Source organism: Nonomuraea sp. NPDC050540 (assembly GCF_044457485.1).
GTDB lineage: Bacteria > Actinomycetota > Actinomycetes > Streptosporangiales > Streptosporangiaceae > Nonomuraea.
Window position 1 is genome coordinate 21,070 of record NZ_JBITHA010000002.1, and the last position, 17,280, is coordinate 38,349.

A 17,280-nucleotide genomic window follows, 5' to 3' on the forward strand; every position below is an offset into this window, starting at 1 on the left:
TTCCGTCTGTGTATGCAACATGCAGGGGCCCCGGGCGAGGGCCCCTGCATGTCACGAGTTATCTATCGGCCGTGTGGAAATAGACCGGGAACGTAGGCTTCAACGTAGAAGCGATCGTAGGGATCCTTGCGCTTGCTGTCTTCGCCGAGGACCCGGTTGTGACCGTAGAAGATTCTCAGCTCGGTGCCCTCTGCGCCGTTGGACCTCCAGTACACGGGCCTGACTGAGTAGCTGAACGTGTCCGGTTTCCTGGGGCCTTCGACCCCCAGCCCCGTCGAACTCCCTTCCATGGTGGATTGGAAGGGGAACTCGTCGCATTCGAAAATATTGTAGTGATCCGGCTTGCCCAGCGTTTGATCTTTCCTCTTGTACTCCGAGAAGAGGTTCGTGCAGATCCTGGCGGATTTCTTGTTATTTCTCTTCTTCCATTTTTCGCTGACGGTTCGATGGAGAGGTTGTCCGCCGATCTCGTGCCCGAGGATAGTCTTTCCGGGACTCCACGGGAAGGTCAGCTGGGGTTTGTGAAGCGCAGTCCAGACGTGTGAGGTAGCGCTCCGATAGGCGGTCGTCAGATACGCCAGATCCACTGTGGGCGGGTTGGATCCCTTGATTCCGACATCCCAGGGCAGCCCGGCGTTCGTCTCGGTCGTGCGATAGACGAGGACCGCCTTGTCAAAGACGCAGCCCTTGCCGTACGCAGCCTCATCCTTTTCAATCGAGTCGCAGCGGACCTGTGGCTTGGCGGTGGACCAGTACAGATATTGCGGCGTGGACGGAATGTCAGGTAGCCAGACCTTGGCAGAGAATTTGGGGTGACAGTGCTGCACCTTGTCCGGGCCGCGCCCGTTGGCTTCGTCAGAGAAGAACGTGAAGTTGGCCTTCTTGCCGTTCTGCCACTCATCCCATTTGCCTCGGAAGGAGGCCTCGCTGGCGACGCGGCAGGTGGTTCCGTCGGTGGAGACACCGATTTCGATGTAGGCCTTCTGCCGGAAGGTCAGGCCGACTGGCGTGACGTTCTTCAGCGAGATCTGGAATTCGAACTGGCGATTCGCGGTCCGTTGGCCGCCGTAGGTGCTGCCCAGAATGGTGGCGTCGGCCGAGAGGCCGTTGTGCTGGATGACGTCCTTGCCGCCGATCTTGGCGTCGCCTCGGACGATCGTTTGGATCGCACACCAGTTGTGCCGGCTGATCAGATATCCGTCAGCTATAGGGTCGCTGGCCTTGTCCTTGTTCGCCCAGCAGGTGGCGATCAGGCCATCGTCAGCTGCGGCCTTGGTCGTGGCGGGGGCGACGGCTTTGGTGGTGAACCGGGACTCGAAGACGTCGGCAAGGCTGTTGCCTGCGACGTCGGTGGCGTCGGTCAGCCGCACCACATGTTCCAGCGAAGACGCGAGCTGTGATGCCGGAGCGAAGGTGAGTTTGGTCTGGCTCTGGTCCTGCGTCCACTGACCGGGAAGCATGACCACGGTCCCGTTGCGCTGGATGACGCTGACCGACCCGGCCCAGTCGGTGATGCGCTCACTGAAGGTCACCTGGATGGTGGCCGACGGACTCACGTCGGTGGCGCCTTGGGCGGGCGTGACACTGAGCACCGTGGGAGGCGTGGTGTCCGGGCCGGTCGGCGTGGGAGTAGGCGTACCAGCGGTGCAGGGGCCGAGGTCCTCCCAGTAAGGGGCGGTGTCGCTCGGCTCCTGATTGCCCATGGTGTGGACGAACTCCCAGGTGTGTCCGTTCCAGGACACCTTGGCGCCGGTGGAGTAGAGGGTGTCACGAACCCACTCGGGTTCGGAGCACGTACCCGGCGTTGGCGTTGGCGTAGGTGTAGGTGTGGGGGTGCTGGCGCCGCATTCGCCCAGATCCTTCCAATACGGAGACTCATCGGAAGGCTCGGCGTTACCGAAGAAGTCGCTGATGAATTCCCAGGTGCGCCCTTGCCAGCTCACCTTGGTCCCGCGTACGTAGACGCTGGCACTGACCCATTCCGGTTCGGTGCATGTGCCCGGCGTGGGGGTGGGGGTGGGGGGCGGCGTGGGGGTGGAGGTCCCTCGGGTGGTGAAGGAGACGACTGTGTCGGCCATGACGTTGCCGGCAGCGTCTTTGGCAGCGGTGATCCGCAAGGAATAGGTTGCTGCTTCAGTTAGTGGTTGATCCGGCTGGATGATCCATCCGTCATTGTCGGGGCCATCCTCGATAGGCGTGGCCGTGTGCGGCACCACCTGGCCGGCCTGGTCCTTCATCTCGAAGATCACGCCGGTGACCGGTTCCGTGAAGGCGACCCTGACGGACGTATCCGGGTCGACCTCCTGCTGCCCGTCGCCCGGATTGGTCAGCGCCTGCGGCGCCTCAGTGTCGGGCGGCAAAGGAGGGTCCGGCTCATTCAAGTCGGTGTCCTCACCTGGCAGAGGTTCGTCGTTGACGAACTTCTGCAGCGCTTCGTCACTCAAGCCGGTTGGAAGCGTGCCGTCGCTGGAGTCGACGGAGACGCGTGCCGATGAAGTGATGGCGCTCTGCCGAGCCTCCTCCTCGCTGGGAGCGGTGAACGGCGCGGCGGCGCCCGGTTCGGTCCGCCGAGCGTGCTGCTCAGCGAGCTCCTGTTCGGTGGCGCTCCACGAGCCGTACTGAAACGTACCGACTTCTACCGTGCCCGGCTGGTATTCGATGAACAGGACCGGGGCATGGTTGGGCTGGGTGCGGTCCCAGGGGCCGCCTTCTTTGGAGTAGAACTGGCGCCAGTTGATCGCGGTGGTCTCGTAGCCGCTCATGACGACCAGGCCGTGGTCGGGTTCGCCGTTGGCCCAGCCCTGCACGATCGGTTCGATGGAGTACAGCAGTTCGCCGCCGCCGTTGCAGCCTTCGGTGTCGCTGTAGGCGCCCTTGACGCCGGCCTGGCCGTTGACAGTGTGCGGCGGCTGCTGGTTCCAGGACAGGGTGGATGGCTGCCAGGAGGCGGTGAGCTTGCGCGCAATGGTGCCGTAGCGGTCGGGGAAGGCGCAGTTCCTGGGGAACTCGGCCGGGTCGAGGCCGGAGCGGTAGTTCCACATGATCAGGTCGGCGTTGTCGATGGTCGCGCCGGCCAGGGGTCCGGTGACCTCGTACCTCAGGTAGATGCGGGCGATGTCCGCGCTGGTCTTGGTGGTGCCGGCGCGTAGCCAGCCGTCGGTCAGGTGGTTGAGGCTGGGGTTGTTCTTGTTCACCCAGCCGTCATCGGCCAGGCCGGCGCCGACCCATTCGCTCGGCGCCGACAGGGTGACGGGGTAGGCCACCGCCGGGTCGGCCAGGAATGCCGGGTCCGGCTTCAGGACCAGCGAGGGGGTGCCGCGCGAGGTTTCCACGCTGGTGGCCACCTCGCGGATGTGGCCCTCGTCCGGGGAGCGTTCCGCGTTCGCGTCGACGGCCTGGGCGACGATGTCGGCGGTGGCCGGCTTGCCATCGGCCGCGCGCAGTTGCGGCGCGCCGGAGGCGGCCTTGCCGTACTTCATGCCCTTGGGCGTGGACAGCGGCAGCTTGATCGCCTTGAGCGCCGACGGGTCGGTCGGCCGCTGCCGGATGACGACGCTCTGGGTGAAGCCGTCCGGCCGCGCGGTGGTGACCAGGTCGATGCCGGGTGCGACCGCGTCCGGGTAGATGACCTGGTTGCCCTTCGTCCGCGGGGCGGGCAGGCGCTTGGTCCAGCCGAAACCGGCCTCGCCGCGGGTGGCCTTGGCGGTGACCAGCGTCTTGCCACCGCGCTTGCCGAACGTCAGCGGCGTCTTGGCCCGCGCCGTCTGCAGGACGCCGTCGCGCTCGACGATGGTGGTGTCGATCGGCTTCCAGGCGTCGCCTTCGCGCAGCTGGATCGGGCCGGGGTGGATCTCGGCCGACAGCGTCTTGCCGTCCGGGTTGGCCCACACCTTCATCGTCTCGGTCGAGCGGCCTGGCACTTCGATCTTGCGGCTGGTCGCCGTTGCTTGCTACCAGGCCGTCTTGAGTGCCGGTTCGGCCGTCCGCGCAGTGAGGGAGGGCTGGGGGGTGGGGGTGGCTGCGGCGGGCACCGTCATGACCGAGACGGGCATGAGGACCGCCAGTGCCGTCGCGACAGGCCGCGACCAGCGTTTTCTTCCTGAGTTGCTCACTAACACCTTCAATCGGTGATCAAACGGGGCAAAACAGGATCATTTTTACCTCAGCTTTACCTGGAGCCACAACCCTTGAAGCGAACAAGTTTTTGAAAAAAGCTGGGATGGTGAGCATCGAACGCCGCACTGCACGCGCACGGGTCGGCTTGGTTCACTTCCTGACCGGATGCAGGTAGGTCATGGCAACATCCGAGGGTTCACAGCGGGCGGAGCTCGGCCAGTGTCCGGTCGACCAGGCGGCGGGCGCCGTCGGGGTAGTGGGTCTGCGCGCAGGGACGCAGCCGTACGGCGGCGCGGGCGATCGCGCCGGGCAGCAGCCGGTCGAGGTAGTCGCTGGCGTCGCGCGCAGCCGCGCCGTCCTATAGGTAGGCCGTCTTCCACGCGCAGCACAGCATGGACAACTCTTCGATCACGTCCCAGTGCTCCCCAGGGGCCCAACTACGGCCGGGTCCAACCCCCGGGAGGGGTGGGGTAGCACGCTCGTGGATGCCACGTGGTCGGCCGGCCCCGCTGGCTGGAGGGGCTCGGCGACCTGGTGCGGAGCATCGGTGTGCTGGCGCGCGCGTTCGGCCGCGCGCTCAGCCACCTGGTGCCGCTCTGCCTGGGCGGCCTGGCGTGCCTGGTCGGCTTGCGCCCGGTTGACCAGGTGGCGGGCGGTGTCATCGGTGATTGCCTGAGCGACCACGGCGGGCCTGCGCAGCAGGTCGGTGGCCACCGCCGCGGCGACCTGCTCATCACGGGCCAGGTCGTGGATGCGGTCGATCTTCTGCTGAACGCTCGCCCGATCAGCGAATTGTCGCCCGGCTACTTGCTTGACTGCGGCCTCGGTCCAGCGCCGCAGGCCGGTGCGCTCGTCCTTCGGTGGCGTTTCGATCGCCGCGAAACGCTGCTCCGGATCGCTGATCCCGGCCAGCGTGCGGTGGACGTAGTAAGGGACCTCGGCCTTGCGCCGCTCCTTCGGCCAGCGGGAACAGACTCACCGGCATGCCTCCACCGTCTCCACCGAGATGCTCAGATCGTCGGCGTAGATCTGCAACGAAGCCCGGACACGGGGCCGATCAGGGTCGTTGAACGGCACGTCTACTCGTCCTTCCCACGGGTGAGTGAGTCGACAAATGCCTCGGCTTCGGTGGGGCTGAACTGTTTCTGATCGCGGATCAGGAAGACGGCTGCCTTTCGCTGTCCCTCGGCCAGGAGTTCGGTGACCGGCCCTGTTAGATCCTCCGGCCACCGGCCCGGGAAGTCCGGCAGGAGTTCGCCTCGGCGCAGGGCGCGGGCTGCGGCCAGAGCGTCCGGTCCGGAGACCTGCGCTTCCTTCTTGAGCACTTTGACCGCATCGTCGAACTGCCCGGCTTCGATGAGGTCGTGGGCCTTGGCCTGAATCTCCACTGGGGTGAACAACGGCATCGGGATGTAGATCCGCACCCTGTTGCGCCGGTGGCGCCAGGCCCGCAACCCCAGGACAATGAGCCCGATCAGGGCCAGGACTAAGATCGACTTCACAGGGTCGAGATCGAACATGCCTGGATTGTAGTGATCAGGCATCGTCCTTATCTTGCCCGAAGATCGCTGATACGGGATCAGAGGCACCCCTCAGAATTCAGATGCGTCGAGAGTGATCTGGTCGGCGAGTTGGGCTTCCAGTCCGGCGATCCGGTTGTCCAGGAACCGGCTGTTGTCACGGGCTGCGGTCAGGCGCTCCTGCAGGCGGTGGGTCTGTTGGGTAAGTTGGCGGACCTGCTGTTTGAGCGAGGTGCTGTCGGTGACGAGTCGCTGCACGCCGTCCTCTGGCAGGTCGTTCTCCAGATCGCGGATCTTGCCGAGAAGCTCGCCGATGGCGGTGCGCTGCAGAGCGATCTCGCAGTGGGCGTACTTGAGCGTGGCCTCGGCGTTGAGCGCCCGTTCCCGCCAGGATGCCTCGACGTGAGCCGCCTGTTCGGCCTGGTCGAGCTTGCGGTGCCCGCCGGCGTCGGCGGCTGCTTGGGCAATCAGCGCGCGAGCTTCGGTGTTCTGGTAGAGGGAGGTCCGGGAGACGTCGGCGCGGCGTGCGACGGCGGCGACGGTGGCGCGGGCGCGGGCGCGTTCGCGTCGTATCTGCTTCAGCGCCCCGCGTACTCGCTCCAGCATGGCCTCGCTGGTGTTGCGGCGGGATTGGATCGCTGCCGCCGTCCGGCGCGCCGGCTCCGCGGTGGTCGTCATGCCAGACGCTCTGCACTCGTCAGCTCGGGCAGGACGTCGTCGTCGTCGGCACGGTCGGCTAGGTCTGTGGCGCGGAAGTTCGTGCTCCAGATGGGTGGAACTGGTCGTGCTGTTCGGCGTTCATCCGGTGCCAGATGACTGCTTGGGTGAGCCGGTGGATGCTCACGTTCTCTTGGTCGTCGGCGGCGTGGTCGCCGCTCGTGGCGGTCGGGTCGGTGGGGTGGGTGGTCAGGGTGATGAGACTGTAGGAGGCAAGTAGGGCCAGGGCTTCGTTGACTGCCTGCTCGTCGTCGGCGGCACCGGCCAAGACTGGTGATCAGCACTTGCCCGATGGTCAACCGGGCCAGGTACGGCTCCAGGTGGGCGGGCTCTTCGACGTTGTCGAAGACCAGCAGCCAGCCGGTACGGCCGGCCAGCCAGGTGATCGCCCAGGCGACGGCCTCCTCCGGCGAGGCCTGCCCCGCGGCGACCGAATCGGTCCCGGCCACCAGCGCACGCGCCAGCCCGGCCAGGCCGACCTTGATCTGGGCGGGGCTGTCGGCGTCGATCCACCACACCAGGTCGTAGTCCAGGCGGCGGGCGAAGGCGTACTGCAGCGCCAGTTCGCTCTTGCCGATCCCGCCCAGCCCGACCACGGCCTGGCTGATCACCCCCGCACCGGTGCCTGATTCCAGCGTGATCGCCAGTTCCTGCCACGCCTCCTGGCGTCCGACGAACCACGCTGCCCGACGGCGCGGCAGCCCCAGCAACCCCGACGGATCGGCCACCGAGGACGGCGGTGGCAGCGGCGGGCGGCGCGCCTCTTGTAGGTCTCCGGTGATCAACGTCTGGACGTCGCCGCTGATGGCCGGAGCGCGTTCACCCGTGCTGACCGGCCCGCGCAGCGCGCCGGCCACCAGCCCGCCGGACATCGTGCCGACGGCGGGCGCGTTCTCACCGCTGGTGGAGACCGACGGCACCCCAGGCTCGCCCGCGGCCGCCGATCGCCGCTGCAGCCACCAGCCGATCGAGCCGAAGACCAGGGCTGCCTGCATGCTGATCACGCTGGCTCGCTGGGCGAGCGCCTCCAGCGTCCTTTCGGGCAGATCCAGCGGATCGGCCAGGAAGAACCACAGCACACCGACGACCACGAGCACCAGGGTCAGCACCAGCAGTACTCGTCCGGCCAGCCGCCCACGACGGGCGGGGTCGGCGGGAGGAGGAGACGTCGCCACGTTTTTACGATGACGCTTGCGTCCCGTCTTGCCCCGGGCTGTGGCGAACCCGTTACCAGCCGCACGCCACCCTGTCCCCGGCTGTGATCATTCAGCCGGGGGTTCCTGACCGGAGTCGGCGGTATCAACCCGCGCCTCGCTCTGCTGGGCCGCCTACCCGACGGGCTGCTGTCAGCGGCCGCCGTGGGGGGTGAAGAAGCGCCTGCGCGAGCTGGGCTACTCCCTACGTGTCGGTGTCGTCGGCGAAGTGGGGCTCGAAGGTCAAGCTTGCCCTCATGGACTTCCAGGCCCGCAACGGCCTAGACATCGACGGCGAGTACGGCTCGCAGTCGAACAAGAAGTTTGAGCTCGCTCACCGGCCGAAGAGCCCGTCGATCAGGCCGTTGACCGCGGCGGACGTAGTACCGGGTTTGAGGTAGGCGAGCACGACGAACGCCGACACCAGCACTGCGGGAACGACCACCACGTACCCGAGGATGAGCCCGGCCACCGCCATCCCGTGCCCGCCCCGCAGACCACGTTTGGTCTGACGCGCGGCCACGTGCCCCATGACGATGGCCACGATCGACGGGATCCCGAACAGACACCAGCTCACCACCAGCCCGACGATCCCGCAGACGAGGCTCCCGACCGCCGTTCCCGACGTCGTGGGCGGTGACTGACCTGGTGTGTGCGTCATCTCGTCTCCCTTCGGGCGGGCCCCTGACGTCACCATGCACGACCGGCCCTTGGCGATCAAGAGGCTCTTCAGGCTCCCGCGTGGCTGAACAAAGCCTGCGGCAAAGCGCGCGAGGTTGCCGGCTACGACCCCACCCTGCGGTTGGAAGACGTCACGACCGATCGTGGTGGTCAGCCTCAGGCCTGAGAGGGCGGTTCGTGAGCCGATAGTCCTGATATCACAGTGTGATCGAGTGAATCTGTAGCGTTATGCCTGGCTGGTGGGCGTGGATGTGCTGGGGTAGCCAGGTGAATGAGCGCAAGCCGTACGCGAGCGACTTATCGGATGAACGCTGGTCCCTGATCGAGCCGGTGATCACAGCGTGGAAGGCCGCGCACCCCTCGGTCAGCGGTCACCAGGGCAAGTACGAAATGCGCGAGATCGTCAACGCGATCCTGTACCAGAGCCGGACCGGCTGCCAATGGAACCTGCTGCCCCATGACCTGCCTCCACGCAGCGCGGTCATGTACTACTACACCGCTTGGCGCAGGGACGGCACCGACAAGGCCATTCACGACCTGCTGCGCTTTCAGGTGCGGGAGAACAAGGGCCGATTAGCCGACCCGAGCCTGATCGTGCTCGACACCCAGAGCGTGCGCGCCGCGAGCGGGGTCCCGGCCCCCACGACCGGCAGGGACGCGGCCAAGAAGGTGTCGGGACGCAAGCGTGGCCTGGCCACCAACGTGCTGGGGCTGGTCATCGCGGTGGTCGTCGCGGCCGCCTCGATCCACGACAACGCCATCGGCAACGCGCTGCTGGACCGCGTCGCCACCGCCACGGCGCCCGGCAGCGTCCAGACCGCCCTGGTCGATCAGGGCTTCAAGAACAGCGTGGTCGCCCACGGCGCCACCCACGGCATCGACGTGAAGATCGTCGAGCGTAACCCCGCCGAGGCCGGGTTCATCCCCCAGCCCAAAAGGTGGGTGGTGGAGCAGACCTACGGCACGATGTCCCTGCACCGCCGCCTGGTGCGTGACTACGAACACGAACCGGCCAGCTCCGAATCGCGGGTGTACTGGGCGATGACCGACGTGATGACTCGCCGGCTGACCGGCACCTCCATCCCCACCTGGCGCTTCCCGCGGGAGGCCATGTGAGCGCCCCGGATCCCGGCACCTGGCTGCTGGACCGCATCGACACCCACGAGAAGGCCCTGACCAGCCAGATTGAGCAGACCCAGGCCCGGATCGAGGAGCTGACCGGCCGCCTGCGGGAACTCGGCCAGGACCTTGATCATCTGCGGATCACCCGCAAGACCCTGTTCGTCCTGGCCGCCGAGCCCGCTCTGGCGCCCCCACCGCCACCCGTTCCCGCGGTCCCTGACCACCCCGCCTACCGGCAGATTCTCGCCATCCTGGCGGACACCGGCCAGCCGGCACGAGCGCGGGACCTGTGTGCCGCTCTGGACCTTCCCCTGGCGCGCAAGAACATCGAGAACACTCGCGCCAAGCTCAAACGCCTGGTCGGCCTGGGCATCCTCGAAGAGACCGAGCCGGGTTCGTTCGCCCAACCGCGTCCATAGCCCGGCCACGGATCCCCACGACCAGCTCTCCTCACGCAACACAAGCGATCAAAGGAACATCAACTCTCGAACCGCCCTCTAAGATGATCAAACGCCAGATGTTCGGCCGAGCGGGCTTCGCCCTCCTCCGCAAACGCGTGCTCCTCACTCCATAGTGATCGTTACGCGCCGTCACCACTTCACGGAGTTTGATCCAGATCCTGACTAGCAACAGCGTTTGCGGGTCAGTTTGGACAGCGCTGAGGGCCGATGCTGTCGAGAAATGTCGGTGAGAAGTAGCAGCGCTGAGGGCCAGGTCTGCCTGTGTCGGCTCCATGACGGGGCTCGGTGCTGGGTGCAGAAGTCCAGCAACTGATGTCGACCCGTCGGTGTGGATCGCATAGTCGCCGCTGCCTACGCAGGCGCGCCCGTGTTGACACCCTGATCCACCGACTTCGCGGTAGCGCGGAAAGAGTTGTGCGTCTTGCCGTACCCAGCACGCATTCGAGGAAGTACGTCGACACGTCCCTCACAACGAGCCCGCTAACGCCCGTGGTTCAGCCCGGTCCGCCGGCTGCGGGACCTGGCCGGGGAACCTGTGCCGCCAGCTTCTTCGGCGCCCGCAGGCAGTAGCTCTCGATGAGCAGCTCGGCGATCTCGTCCCAGTCCGCGTCCGGTTCGATCACCATGCCCACGACCTGCGGGTGCCACCTCGGTTTGTAGAACGGGTGGCCGGTGCCGACGAGCGCGGCGAGCTCGGCACCGGCGGAGCGGAAGGTCAGGACGGTGGCATCCCCGACGAACGGCGCGTCGCGGGTGTAGGCGGGCGGGTACTCGTCGCTGATGCCGAGGACGTGGGCGAAGGTCTTCTTGCGGACCAGCCAGCGGGTGCCGACCCAGGCCTGTTCCTCGTAGACGCCGGGGAGTGCGAGGCACAGCGCGCGGAGGCGGTCGAGGACGTCGTCCGGCACGTCGGGGCTGTCCGGCATCGGCGTCTCCCAAATTTGTCGGTGCTCTCGTGCATGATGCCCGCCAAAGGCCTGAACCACGTCGACATCGGCACCGGAACCCCTGTCCTAACCATTGGTCGGGCGCGGGTGGTTTCGTTCGTGAGAAGTGATCGCATTTGTTCGTGAGTTCTGACCGCACTTGAGGGCTGGAACCATGATCAATGTACGGGAGAGCCGACCGCACCATGGGATGGAGGTCGCGGGGTCAGGGAGGCCAGTTTGTCAGTACTCGGCCCTAGCATGCGGAGCATGAAACGATATGTCGACGAGGACCTGCACGGTGCAGAGTTCCGCGAGTGCGATCTGACCGGGGCACGCCTGATCGGCGTCGTCATGCAGGACGCCGTGATCGACGGGCTTATCACCAACCTCGTGGTGAACGGGGTCGAGGTCACCGAGTACGTCGAGGCAGAGCTTGACCGGCGTAATCCGGTGCGGCTGCTGATCCGCTCCGAGGACCCTGCCGAGCTGCGCGAGGCAGCGCGTCAGCTCCATGCCGGCTGGGCCGCCACGATCGAGCGAATCCGTCGTACGCCCGGCATCGAACGCCGCAGCGTGAACGACGAGTGGTCGGCCGTGCAGACGATGCGCCACCTGGTCTTCGTCCACGACTCGTGGTTCCGCCGCTGCTGCCTGGGCTCGACGGAGCTGTTCACGCCGATGGGCATCGGGACGACCGTCGAGCCCTACCGTGGAGCGCACGGGCTTGACCTCTCGCTCGATCCGTCCCTAGACGAGATCGTGAGCGTGCGTGACGCACAGGCCGCCGAGCTCGAGGCCTGGCTCGACAAGGTCACCGCTGAGCAGCTCGCCGGGCGAGCGCCGGTGCCCGACGACGATGTCTGGCCGCCGTACGCCCGGGGCCGCTCGGTGCGGCAGTGCCTCAGCACGGTGCTCAACGAGACCTTCGAGCACCACCGCTTCTGCGTCCGCGACCTCGACCTGATCGAGGCACAGGACGCTGAGTAGGACCGGCTACGGACTCACGCGGCACTTCTCGAGCATCCGGCGAGCTTGAGCGATCCCGTGCCCGGGCGGCTTTGTCGAATAGCAGGCCGCCGAGTGGGACCATGCGTTCCAGGACGCGGATGGCGTTGACGACCGGCGTGCCACCCATGGGACGTCCCGGTCTGCTCCGGCGGAGTCATGGTTTCCGTGCTCGTCGGTGGCGGTCTTGAACGTCTTGCCGCGGTGCGACGCCTACTACCGGGCAGCGTGAACGCCCTCGAGCGGAAGTCGCCGACCACCGCGGTGGCCGCTGCGGACGGCGTGCTCACCGAGGCCCGCTGACCGACGCCCTCGCCGCGCTGGCCGAGTGTTTCGCCCGCAGCACCGACCAGGTCGAGCGGGTCGCGCTACGCCGCACCGTCACCCTGACCACGCAGGCCGCCGAGCGCGAGGCCCGCCAAGCCCAGCGCACTGCCGAGAAACGCGAGGACCACGCCCGCACGGACGCCGAACGCATCCAGCGCGAGGCTGAGGCCCGCATCTTGGCCGCCGAACGCCGCCAGGCCGCCGAGCAGATCCGCAACCAGCAAGCCGGGCAACTGCGCACCCTGCGCCCGGCTCGACCAGCGGTGGGTGATGGGCTGGGCTCGCCCGTTGACGTAGGCGTCGCGACCGTCGCGATCGCGACGCTCGGCCCGACCGGGACGCCCTCAGCGGCGCCGTCGACATCACCCACCGCGGCGTCGACGCCTCCCCGACCGCTCTGCCGACCCCGCAGGAACTCACCCCGCAACCCACCGCCGCGCCGACCGGAACGTCAGGCCCGCCCCCGCAGCCGACGAACACGACAGCACCCGAACCCACCGGAACCCCGTCAGGCGGCGCCTGGAGCGCTCCACCCGAGAGCGCCGGATCCCACCAGCCTCTGGCCGCGGCAGGAGCGCCGCTACAACCGGCGGCGGGCTGGTGGTACGAGCCGGCGGCCGCCGCCGCGCCAGTCATGGCCGCCGCCCTGTAGACAGCCTGCTCCCGTCCCGCACGGGGAAGCGCAGCCCCATAGCCCGAGGTGGGAGCAGGCGCAGACTCGACAGGGCCGCCGAGGCCTTGCGGCTCTACGGCTTGTGGGACGGGGCCAACGGCTCCTGCTACCGCTCCCACCAGTGGCGCCAGACCCTGGCCGACAGCGGCATCACACACAAACGCACCCGCCCCTACCGGCCCCAGACCAACGGCAAAGTCGAACGCTACAACCGCACCCTGCTGGAGGAATGGGCCTACGCCCGCCCCTACCGGTCAGAGACCGAACGCCGTCAGGCACTCGATCCCTGGCTCCACACCTACAATCACCACCGCGGACACACCGCACTCAACGGCCAACCACCCGCCAGCCGCGTGCCTAACCTCTCAGGACAGAACAACTAGCGCAGTTGGGCCGCTGGTGACCCGGCCCCGGGCGGGCGGGGCTCGGACGGTTCGGCCAGGGCGCGGTGCCACAGGTCGATCACGGCGTGCAGGTGGTCGGTGGTGTCGCCGTCGGCCGGCCGGTCGAGCAGGGCGCCGTGAAGGTGCGCCTCGATGCCCTGCACGGCCAGGAGCGCGCTCACCCGCGGATCGGGGCCACCGGCTCCGAGCCGGCGCAGCTGCCCGGCCAGAGCGTGGGCGATCTGTTGCTCGGCTTGGCGGAAGCGGGTGACCAGGTCGGAGGTTCGGGGCGTCTGATCGAACAGCAGCCGGTGCAGGCCGGGCCGGTCGGTGTGCAGTGCGGCCACGCACCGCACCAGGTCGGCCAGCAAAGCGTGCAAGGTCGGGCGTTGCTTCGCGCCGCGAGCGAAGACCAGCGCCACCTGCTCTGCGGCGTCGGTCAGATGATGATCGGCCAGCGCCACCAGCAGCGCATCCTTGTTCGGGAAGTACTGGTAGAGCGACCCGATGGACACTCCGGCGCGTTCAGCGATCTTGTTGGTGGTCGTGTCGGCGTAGCCGTACCGCTGGAAAAGCTGAGCGGCAGCCTCCAGGATCGCCGCCACCGTCTCGCGAGAGCGCTGCTGGCGCGGCTGTTTACGAGGTGTGAGCACAGGCCTCCAATGCGAGTAGCCAAAACTGAGAATAGCTCACATTATTGAACGGAAGGTGCCCCCTACGGCGGCCCGCATTCCCCCTCGTGAACGGAGATTTCTCCTGTGCTGCCCGACCTCCTGCCCTATAGCGTCCGGATCCTGCCCGGCCTGCTGCTCATCGGCGGCTGCTTCACCTTGGCGCGCGGCGAGCGCGACCCGCTGCTGCGCATCGTGCTGCTCATCTTCGGATTCGTCTTGATCAGGGATGCCATGACCCCGATAGGGTTCTGGCGGCTGGGTACCACCGGCTTGGCGCCGTGGCTGCGCCTCACCGACCACGCGGGCGTCCTGCTGGTGTTCGGCGTGAGCACGCTGGGACTGACCGCGCTCATTCTGCGCCTGGATCGCGGCCTTCGAGCGATGGTGAGCTGGGGCCGATTCAACACGGCAACGGTGGGGATGGGCCTGGGCGGTGGCGCGCTGGCCGCCGCCCCGGTCCTCCTGCTGTCCCAGCTGGCCCCGCTGTCCGAGCGCGGCGGCGCGGTCGCGCTCAGCCTGCTGCCGGCGCTGCTGTTCTTCTGCTTGGCCGGCAACCTGGCAGAAGAGGTGCTGTTTCGCGGCTTCCTGCAGGGCCGCCTGGAGACACACAGCAGTCCCCGACGGGCGGCGGTGCTGTCGGCGCTGCTGTTCGCCGCCTGCCACGCCTTCCTGGCCTCCACCGTTACCGACGTCGGCTGGCCACTGCTGGCCTTCACCCTGTACGAAGGGCTGATCTGCGCCTACCTGCGGATGCGTAGCGGCGTCATCGCCGCCGCGCTCGCCCACGGGATCGCCATCTTCCTGTTGGCCGGCGCGCTCGTCTGAGCTTGTCGTTCAATCCCTTTCTGCGGCGCCCCAGTAAATGGACAGCTTCCAGGCATCATCAGCCCTGCTGGTGATCTTCCGGAGTTCGCGGGTGGTCCCAGGTGAGAGGGCCTGCATCGCGATGTCGAGATGGGTGCGTCCTTCCACCGGGTTGCCGCAGCAGAACCAGTGAGGGTTGCCGAATTCGTGAAGCCACCATCAGCGTCGGTGCTCACGCAGCTGCTGCAGTTCGCTGTCCCCAGCGGAGGCGGCAGCGTCGAACACGTGCGTGCGCAGCCGGTGCGCCTGGGCGCCGACCTCCGCCGCGAACACCGGCTCGCCAGCCATCCGGGCGTAGACGCGGGCGCCGTAGCGGTCGTAGAGGGTCTGGACAGCGAACCACTGCACGGCCGGATGCTGGATCAGCATCTCGTTCAGCAGCGCCTTCGCGCTGATCGGCCGCGGCCACCCGATGCTCGGTCCGCTGCTGGACGCGGGCAGCCCGCATGCTCATCCTCTCATCGAGCGGCCTCCATCGAACCTTCCCCAGGAGCTCGAAGTAGGTGACAGCCTGGGCTGTCAGCTGGTCAGAGTGGTGCGCCGGGCCGTCAAAGGAGGCCGTCCGGGAGGGCACCCCGTAAGGGCAGCGGAACGCATGTGGAGCTAGAGGTGCCGGTGCTCACGCGGCCCGCGGTTGACCCTGGCCCCCTTCCCGCAGCTTGGCGCTTGTTGAACTTGGCGTCTGAGGGAGAGGGATTCGGGGTTGGGCGCTGTGCGTCGCGTGGACGCGGCGGACGCGCGGATATCGCCCTGCTTTGCGGGTAGTTGTCGTCCCTTGACGATTCTGGGAGGAATCCGATGGGTCTGAGTTACCGAAAGTCGATCAAGCTTGGGCCGTTCCGCATCAACCTGTCCCGCCGCGGAGTCGGTCACAGTTACGGCAATCGCCTGTTCCGCGTCACGCGCGGCCCAGACGGGCGCCGGACGGTCTCGGTGAACCTGCCGGGCGGCTTCACCTGGCGCAAAAGCACCAAAAGCCGCTAGTGGCACCTGTGCCCCCTCGGCCGCGATGTGACCGAGGGGGCCCGGACGTTCGGCGTCGCCGCGACCGGCGGCATCGACTGGATCGAGCTGCAGGACAATCTCCATGGTCAGAACACCTAGGCGCGGAGGGCTTCCGCTGTGGTGCGCAGGAGGTCGAGGAGTTGGCTGTGACGGTCGGCCGGCCAGGAGGCGAAGTGCTTCGTGGCCGCCGTGCTCATGGCCTCTCGGAAACGTGTGACAAGTTCGGCGCCCTGGTCGGTGAGGAACACTTTCGTCAGCCGGCGGTCGTCGGGATCGGGTTGCCGTCGCACTAGGTCGCGGCGTTCCAGGCGGTTGACCAGGCCGGTGATGTTGGTCTTGTCGCAGTGCAGCCGACTCGCCAGCTCGCCGTGGGCCAGTTCCTTCGGGTGTACGGCGGTGAGTAGTTGGGCCTGTTGCGGAGTGAGCCCCAGCTCGCGGCTCACGGTGGCCCTGATCCCCTCGACTATGCAACTCAGTTCGAGCAGTGCTTCGGCGAGCTCTGAGTCGGGCGCGGGGAGCGGCATGAGCCAAGACTACTTGACAGTTCATGACGTCAACTATTTAGTATGCACTCTCAACAGTTGATGTAGCATACTAAAGAGGTGTCATGGTACTGAGCACGACCGGTCGAGTAGCGGTGGTCACCGGAAGCTCACGCGGGATCGGGCGGGCGATCGCAATGCGGCTTGCCGCCGACGGGGCGGCTGTCGTCGTCAATTACCACGGCACAGCGGAGTCGGCTAGACATGTGGTCACCGAAATCGAGGCCGGCGGCGGCCGCGCCATCATGATGCAGGCGAACGCCGCCGATTCGGACGAACTGCGTACGCTGCTCGACGCCGCAGAGCATCAGTACGGTGGATTGGACGTGCTGGTACACAACGCCGGCGGATTCGTTCGCGGCCCGCTGACGGCGTCGAACGACGACGACTACGCACGCGTCTTCGCACTGAACACCCACACCACCTTCCTCGCGCTCCGTGAGGCCGGGCGCAGGATGCGAGACGGCGGCCGGATCGTGTACATCTCCTCGGCGGCCACGCGCCTCAGCCCACCCGGTGAGGCCCTCTACGTCGCCAGCAAGGCAGCCGGTGAAAACCTCGTGCGAACCTTCGCCCGTGAGGTCGGCCCGCGCGGCATCACCGTCAACAGCGTGCTGCCCGGCCCGACGGACACCGACGGCTTCGCCGCAGCCTCCGCGCCCATCGACGCGCTGATCGCCCGGACGCCGCTGGGCCGCCTCGGCCGGCCAGAGGATATCGCCGAGGTCGTCGGGTTCCTTGCCTCCGACGCGGCCCGGTGGATCACGGGCCAGAGCATCACCGTCGACGGAGGGCTCTCCTGACGCCGCATCACCCTGTCGAACTGCCGCCGCAGAGCCGGGATCGGCCCGGCTCGCCCCTCTGGCAGAAGCGACTCGACCAAGGCTCGCTAATGGCCGGCGAGGCAACCATGTGCCCTACCAGGGCATGGACACTATCCCGCATGAGAATCCGTAGACCCATGATCCGAACTCCGAACACGCTCTATGCCCCTCCCCTACCCCGTCGAAAGGACGCCAGGCCCGCCATGATGGTGAGGGAGCGCGTCCCAGGACACGGCGTATGCCC

The 17,280-nt window shown here is 67.2% G+C and carries 18 protein-coding genes and 1 pseudogene; 8 read left to right on the forward strand and 11 right to left on the reverse strand.

Going from position 1 to position 17,280, the window contains the following annotated elements:
- Positions 1-62 precede the first annotated feature (62 nt).
- The 5 genes from ACIBI5_RS06545 to ACIBI5_RS06565 form a co-directional block, all read right to left on the reverse strand.
- Entirely contained in the window at positions 63-3,896 is a 3,834-nt protein-coding gene (locus ACIBI5_RS06545; protein WP_397243867.1) for an Ig-like domain-containing protein, read from the reverse strand.
- Between the two features lie 628 nt (positions 3,897-4,524).
- Positions 4,525-5,028 (reverse strand): DUF6192 family protein, encoded by a 504-nt coding sequence (locus ACIBI5_RS06550; protein ID WP_397245273.1) that lies wholly within the window; start codon positions 5,026-5,028, stop codon positions 4,525-4,527.
- Positions 5,029-5,195: 167 nt separating this feature from the next.
- Entirely contained in the window at positions 5,196-5,636 is a 441-nt protein-coding gene (locus ACIBI5_RS06555; RefSeq protein ID WP_397243869.1) for a hypothetical protein, read from the reverse strand.
- Positions 5,637-5,708: 72 nt separating this feature from the next.
- Positions 5,709-6,314, reverse strand: a complete 606-nt coding sequence (locus ACIBI5_RS06560; protein ID WP_397243871.1) for a hypothetical protein — start codon at positions 6,312-6,314, stop codon at positions 5,709-5,711.
- A complete protein-coding gene (locus ACIBI5_RS06565; RefSeq protein WP_397243873.1) occupies positions 6,311-7,528 on the reverse strand; it encodes a hypothetical protein in 1,218 nt (405 codons plus the stop codon). The genes ACIBI5_RS06560 and ACIBI5_RS06565 overlap by 4 nt, the downstream gene beginning before the upstream one ends.
- A gap of 233 nt (positions 7,529-7,761) precedes the next feature.
- On the opposite strand from ACIBI5_RS06565, the gene ACIBI5_RS06570 reads away from it, so the two are divergent.
- A complete protein-coding gene (locus ACIBI5_RS06570) occupies positions 7,762-7,947 on the forward strand; it encodes a peptidoglycan-binding protein (protein WP_397245275.1) in 186 nt (61 codons plus the stop codon).
- Here the strand turns inward: ACIBI5_RS06570 and ACIBI5_RS06575 are convergent.
- Positions 7,881-8,207, reverse strand: a complete 327-nt coding sequence (locus ACIBI5_RS06575) for a DUF4190 domain-containing protein (RefSeq protein WP_397243875.1) — start codon at positions 8,205-8,207, stop codon at positions 7,881-7,883. The genes ACIBI5_RS06570 and ACIBI5_RS06575 overlap by 67 nt on opposite strands.
- 269 nt (positions 8,208-8,476) lie before the next feature.
- Between ACIBI5_RS06575 and ACIBI5_RS06580 the strand changes: the two genes are divergently transcribed.
- Together ACIBI5_RS06580 and ACIBI5_RS06585 are read left to right on the forward strand one after the other, a co-directional pair.
- A complete protein-coding gene (locus ACIBI5_RS06580) occupies positions 8,477-9,343 on the forward strand; it encodes an IS5 family transposase (protein ID WP_397243877.1) in 867 nt (288 codons plus the stop codon).
- The gene (locus ACIBI5_RS06585) at positions 9,340-9,768 is read left to right on the forward strand and encodes a hypothetical protein (RefSeq protein ID WP_397243879.1); all 429 of its coding nucleotides are present in this window, start codon (positions 9,340-9,342) and stop codon (positions 9,766-9,768) included. Before ACIBI5_RS06580 ends, ACIBI5_RS06585 begins: the two co-directional genes overlap by 4 nt.
- A gap of 536 nt (positions 9,769-10,304) precedes the next feature.
- Here ACIBI5_RS06585 and ACIBI5_RS06590 read toward each other — a convergent pair.
- Positions 10,305-10,736, reverse strand: coding sequence for an MmcQ/YjbR family DNA-binding protein (locus ACIBI5_RS06590; RefSeq protein ID WP_397243881.1), 432 nt, complete (start codon positions 10,734-10,736; stop codon positions 10,305-10,307).
- Positions 10,737-11,006: 270 nt separating this feature from the next.
- Between ACIBI5_RS06590 and ACIBI5_RS06595 the strand changes: the two genes are divergently transcribed.
- Complete coding sequence (locus tag ACIBI5_RS06595) at positions 11,007-11,726, forward strand: DinB family protein (RefSeq protein WP_397243883.1); 720 nt, start codon at positions 11,007-11,009, stop codon at positions 11,724-11,726.
- Between the two features lie 386 nt (positions 11,727-12,112).
- On the opposite strand, the gene ACIBI5_RS06600 is transcribed toward ACIBI5_RS06595, so the two are convergent.
- Positions 12,113-12,304: a hypothetical protein gene (locus ACIBI5_RS06600; RefSeq protein ID WP_397243885.1), complete on the reverse strand. Its 192-nt coding sequence runs from the start codon at positions 12,302-12,304 to the stop codon at positions 12,113-12,115.
- A 535-nt stretch (positions 12,305-12,839) separates the two neighbouring features.
- Here ACIBI5_RS06600 and ACIBI5_RS06605 point away from each other — a divergent pair.
- Positions 12,840-13,127: pseudogene (locus tag ACIBI5_RS06605) on the forward strand (integrase core domain-containing protein); the annotation flags it as partial.
- On the opposite strand, the gene ACIBI5_RS06610 reads toward ACIBI5_RS06605, so the two are convergent.
- Positions 13,124-13,780, reverse strand: a complete 657-nt coding sequence (locus ACIBI5_RS06610) for a TetR/AcrR family transcriptional regulator (RefSeq protein WP_397243887.1) — start codon at positions 13,778-13,780, stop codon at positions 13,124-13,126. The pseudogene ACIBI5_RS06605 and the gene ACIBI5_RS06610 sit on opposite strands and share 4 nt — an antisense overlap.
- Positions 13,781-13,885: 105 nt before the next feature.
- On the opposite strand from ACIBI5_RS06610, the gene ACIBI5_RS06615 reads away from it, so the two are divergent.
- The gene (locus ACIBI5_RS06615) at positions 13,886-14,626 is read left to right on the forward strand and encodes a lysostaphin resistance A-like protein (RefSeq protein ID WP_397243889.1); all 741 of its coding nucleotides are present in this window, start codon (positions 13,886-13,888) and stop codon (positions 14,624-14,626) included.
- Positions 14,627-14,824: 198 nt separating this feature from the next.
- Here ACIBI5_RS06615 and ACIBI5_RS06620 read toward each other — a convergent pair whose 3' ends face one another.
- A complete protein-coding gene (locus ACIBI5_RS06620) occupies positions 14,825-15,013 on the reverse strand; it encodes a hypothetical protein (RefSeq protein ID WP_397243891.1) in 189 nt (62 codons plus the stop codon).
- Between the two features lie 450 nt (positions 15,014-15,463).
- On the opposite strand from ACIBI5_RS06620, the gene ACIBI5_RS06625 reads away from it, so the two are divergent.
- Positions 15,464-15,649 (forward strand): DUF4236 domain-containing protein, encoded by a 186-nt coding sequence (locus tag ACIBI5_RS06625; protein WP_397102745.1) that lies wholly within the window; start codon positions 15,464-15,466, stop codon positions 15,647-15,649.
- A 116-nt stretch (positions 15,650-15,765) separates the two neighbouring features.
- Here the strand turns inward: ACIBI5_RS06625 and ACIBI5_RS06630 are convergent, their stop codons facing one another.
- Complete coding sequence (locus ACIBI5_RS06630; RefSeq protein WP_397243893.1) at positions 15,766-16,194, reverse strand: MarR family winged helix-turn-helix transcriptional regulator; 429 nt, start codon at positions 16,192-16,194, stop codon at positions 15,766-15,768.
- A gap of 83 nt (positions 16,195-16,277) precedes the next feature.
- Here ACIBI5_RS06630 and ACIBI5_RS06635 point away from each other — a divergent pair, with 83 nt between their 5' ends.
- Positions 16,278-17,015, forward strand: a complete 738-nt coding sequence (locus ACIBI5_RS06635) for an SDR family oxidoreductase (RefSeq protein WP_397243895.1) — start codon at positions 16,278-16,280, stop codon at positions 17,013-17,015.
- Positions 17,016-17,280 lie beyond the last annotated feature (265 nt).

What these genes read in the sequence shown, in the direction of transcription:
- ACIBI5_RS06545 (WP_397243867.1), bottom strand. Translation starts at nt 3,896, where the DNA reads ATGAAGGTGTGGGCCAACCCGGACGGCAAGACGCTGTCGGCCGAGATC.
- ACIBI5_RS06555 (WP_397243869.1), bottom strand. Translation starts at nt 5,636, where the DNA reads ATGTTCGATCTCGACCCTGTGAAGTCGATCTTAGTCCTGGCCCTGATC.
- ACIBI5_RS06560 (WP_397243871.1), bottom strand. Translation starts at nt 6,314, where the DNA reads ATGACGACCACCGCGGAGCCGGCGCGCCGGACGGCGGCAGCGATCCAA.
- ACIBI5_RS06575 (WP_397243875.1), bottom strand. Translation starts at nt 8,207, where the DNA reads ATGACGCACACACCAGGTCAGTCACCGCCCACGACGTCGGGAACGGCG.
- ACIBI5_RS06580 (WP_397243877.1), top strand. Translation starts at nt 8,477, where the DNA reads ATGTGCTGGGGTAGCCAGGTGAATGAGCGCAAGCCGTACGCGAGCGAC.
- ACIBI5_RS06590 (WP_397243881.1), bottom strand. Translation starts at nt 10,736, where the DNA reads ATGCCGGACAGCCCCGACGTGCCGGACGACGTCCTCGACCGCCTCCGC.
- ACIBI5_RS06595 (WP_397243883.1), top strand. Translation starts at nt 11,007, where the DNA reads ATGAAACGATATGTCGACGAGGACCTGCACGGTGCAGAGTTCCGCGAG.
- ACIBI5_RS06625 (WP_397102745.1), top strand. Translation starts at nt 15,464, where the DNA reads ATGGGTCTGAGTTACCGAAAGTCGATCAAGCTTGGGCCGTTCCGCATC.
- ACIBI5_RS06630 (WP_397243893.1), bottom strand. Translation starts at nt 16,194, where the DNA reads ATGCCGCTCCCCGCGCCCGACTCAGAGCTCGCCGAAGCACTGCTCGAA.
- ACIBI5_RS06635 (WP_397243895.1), top strand. Translation starts at nt 16,278, where the DNA reads ATGGTACTGAGCACGACCGGTCGAGTAGCGGTGGTCACCGGAAGCTCA.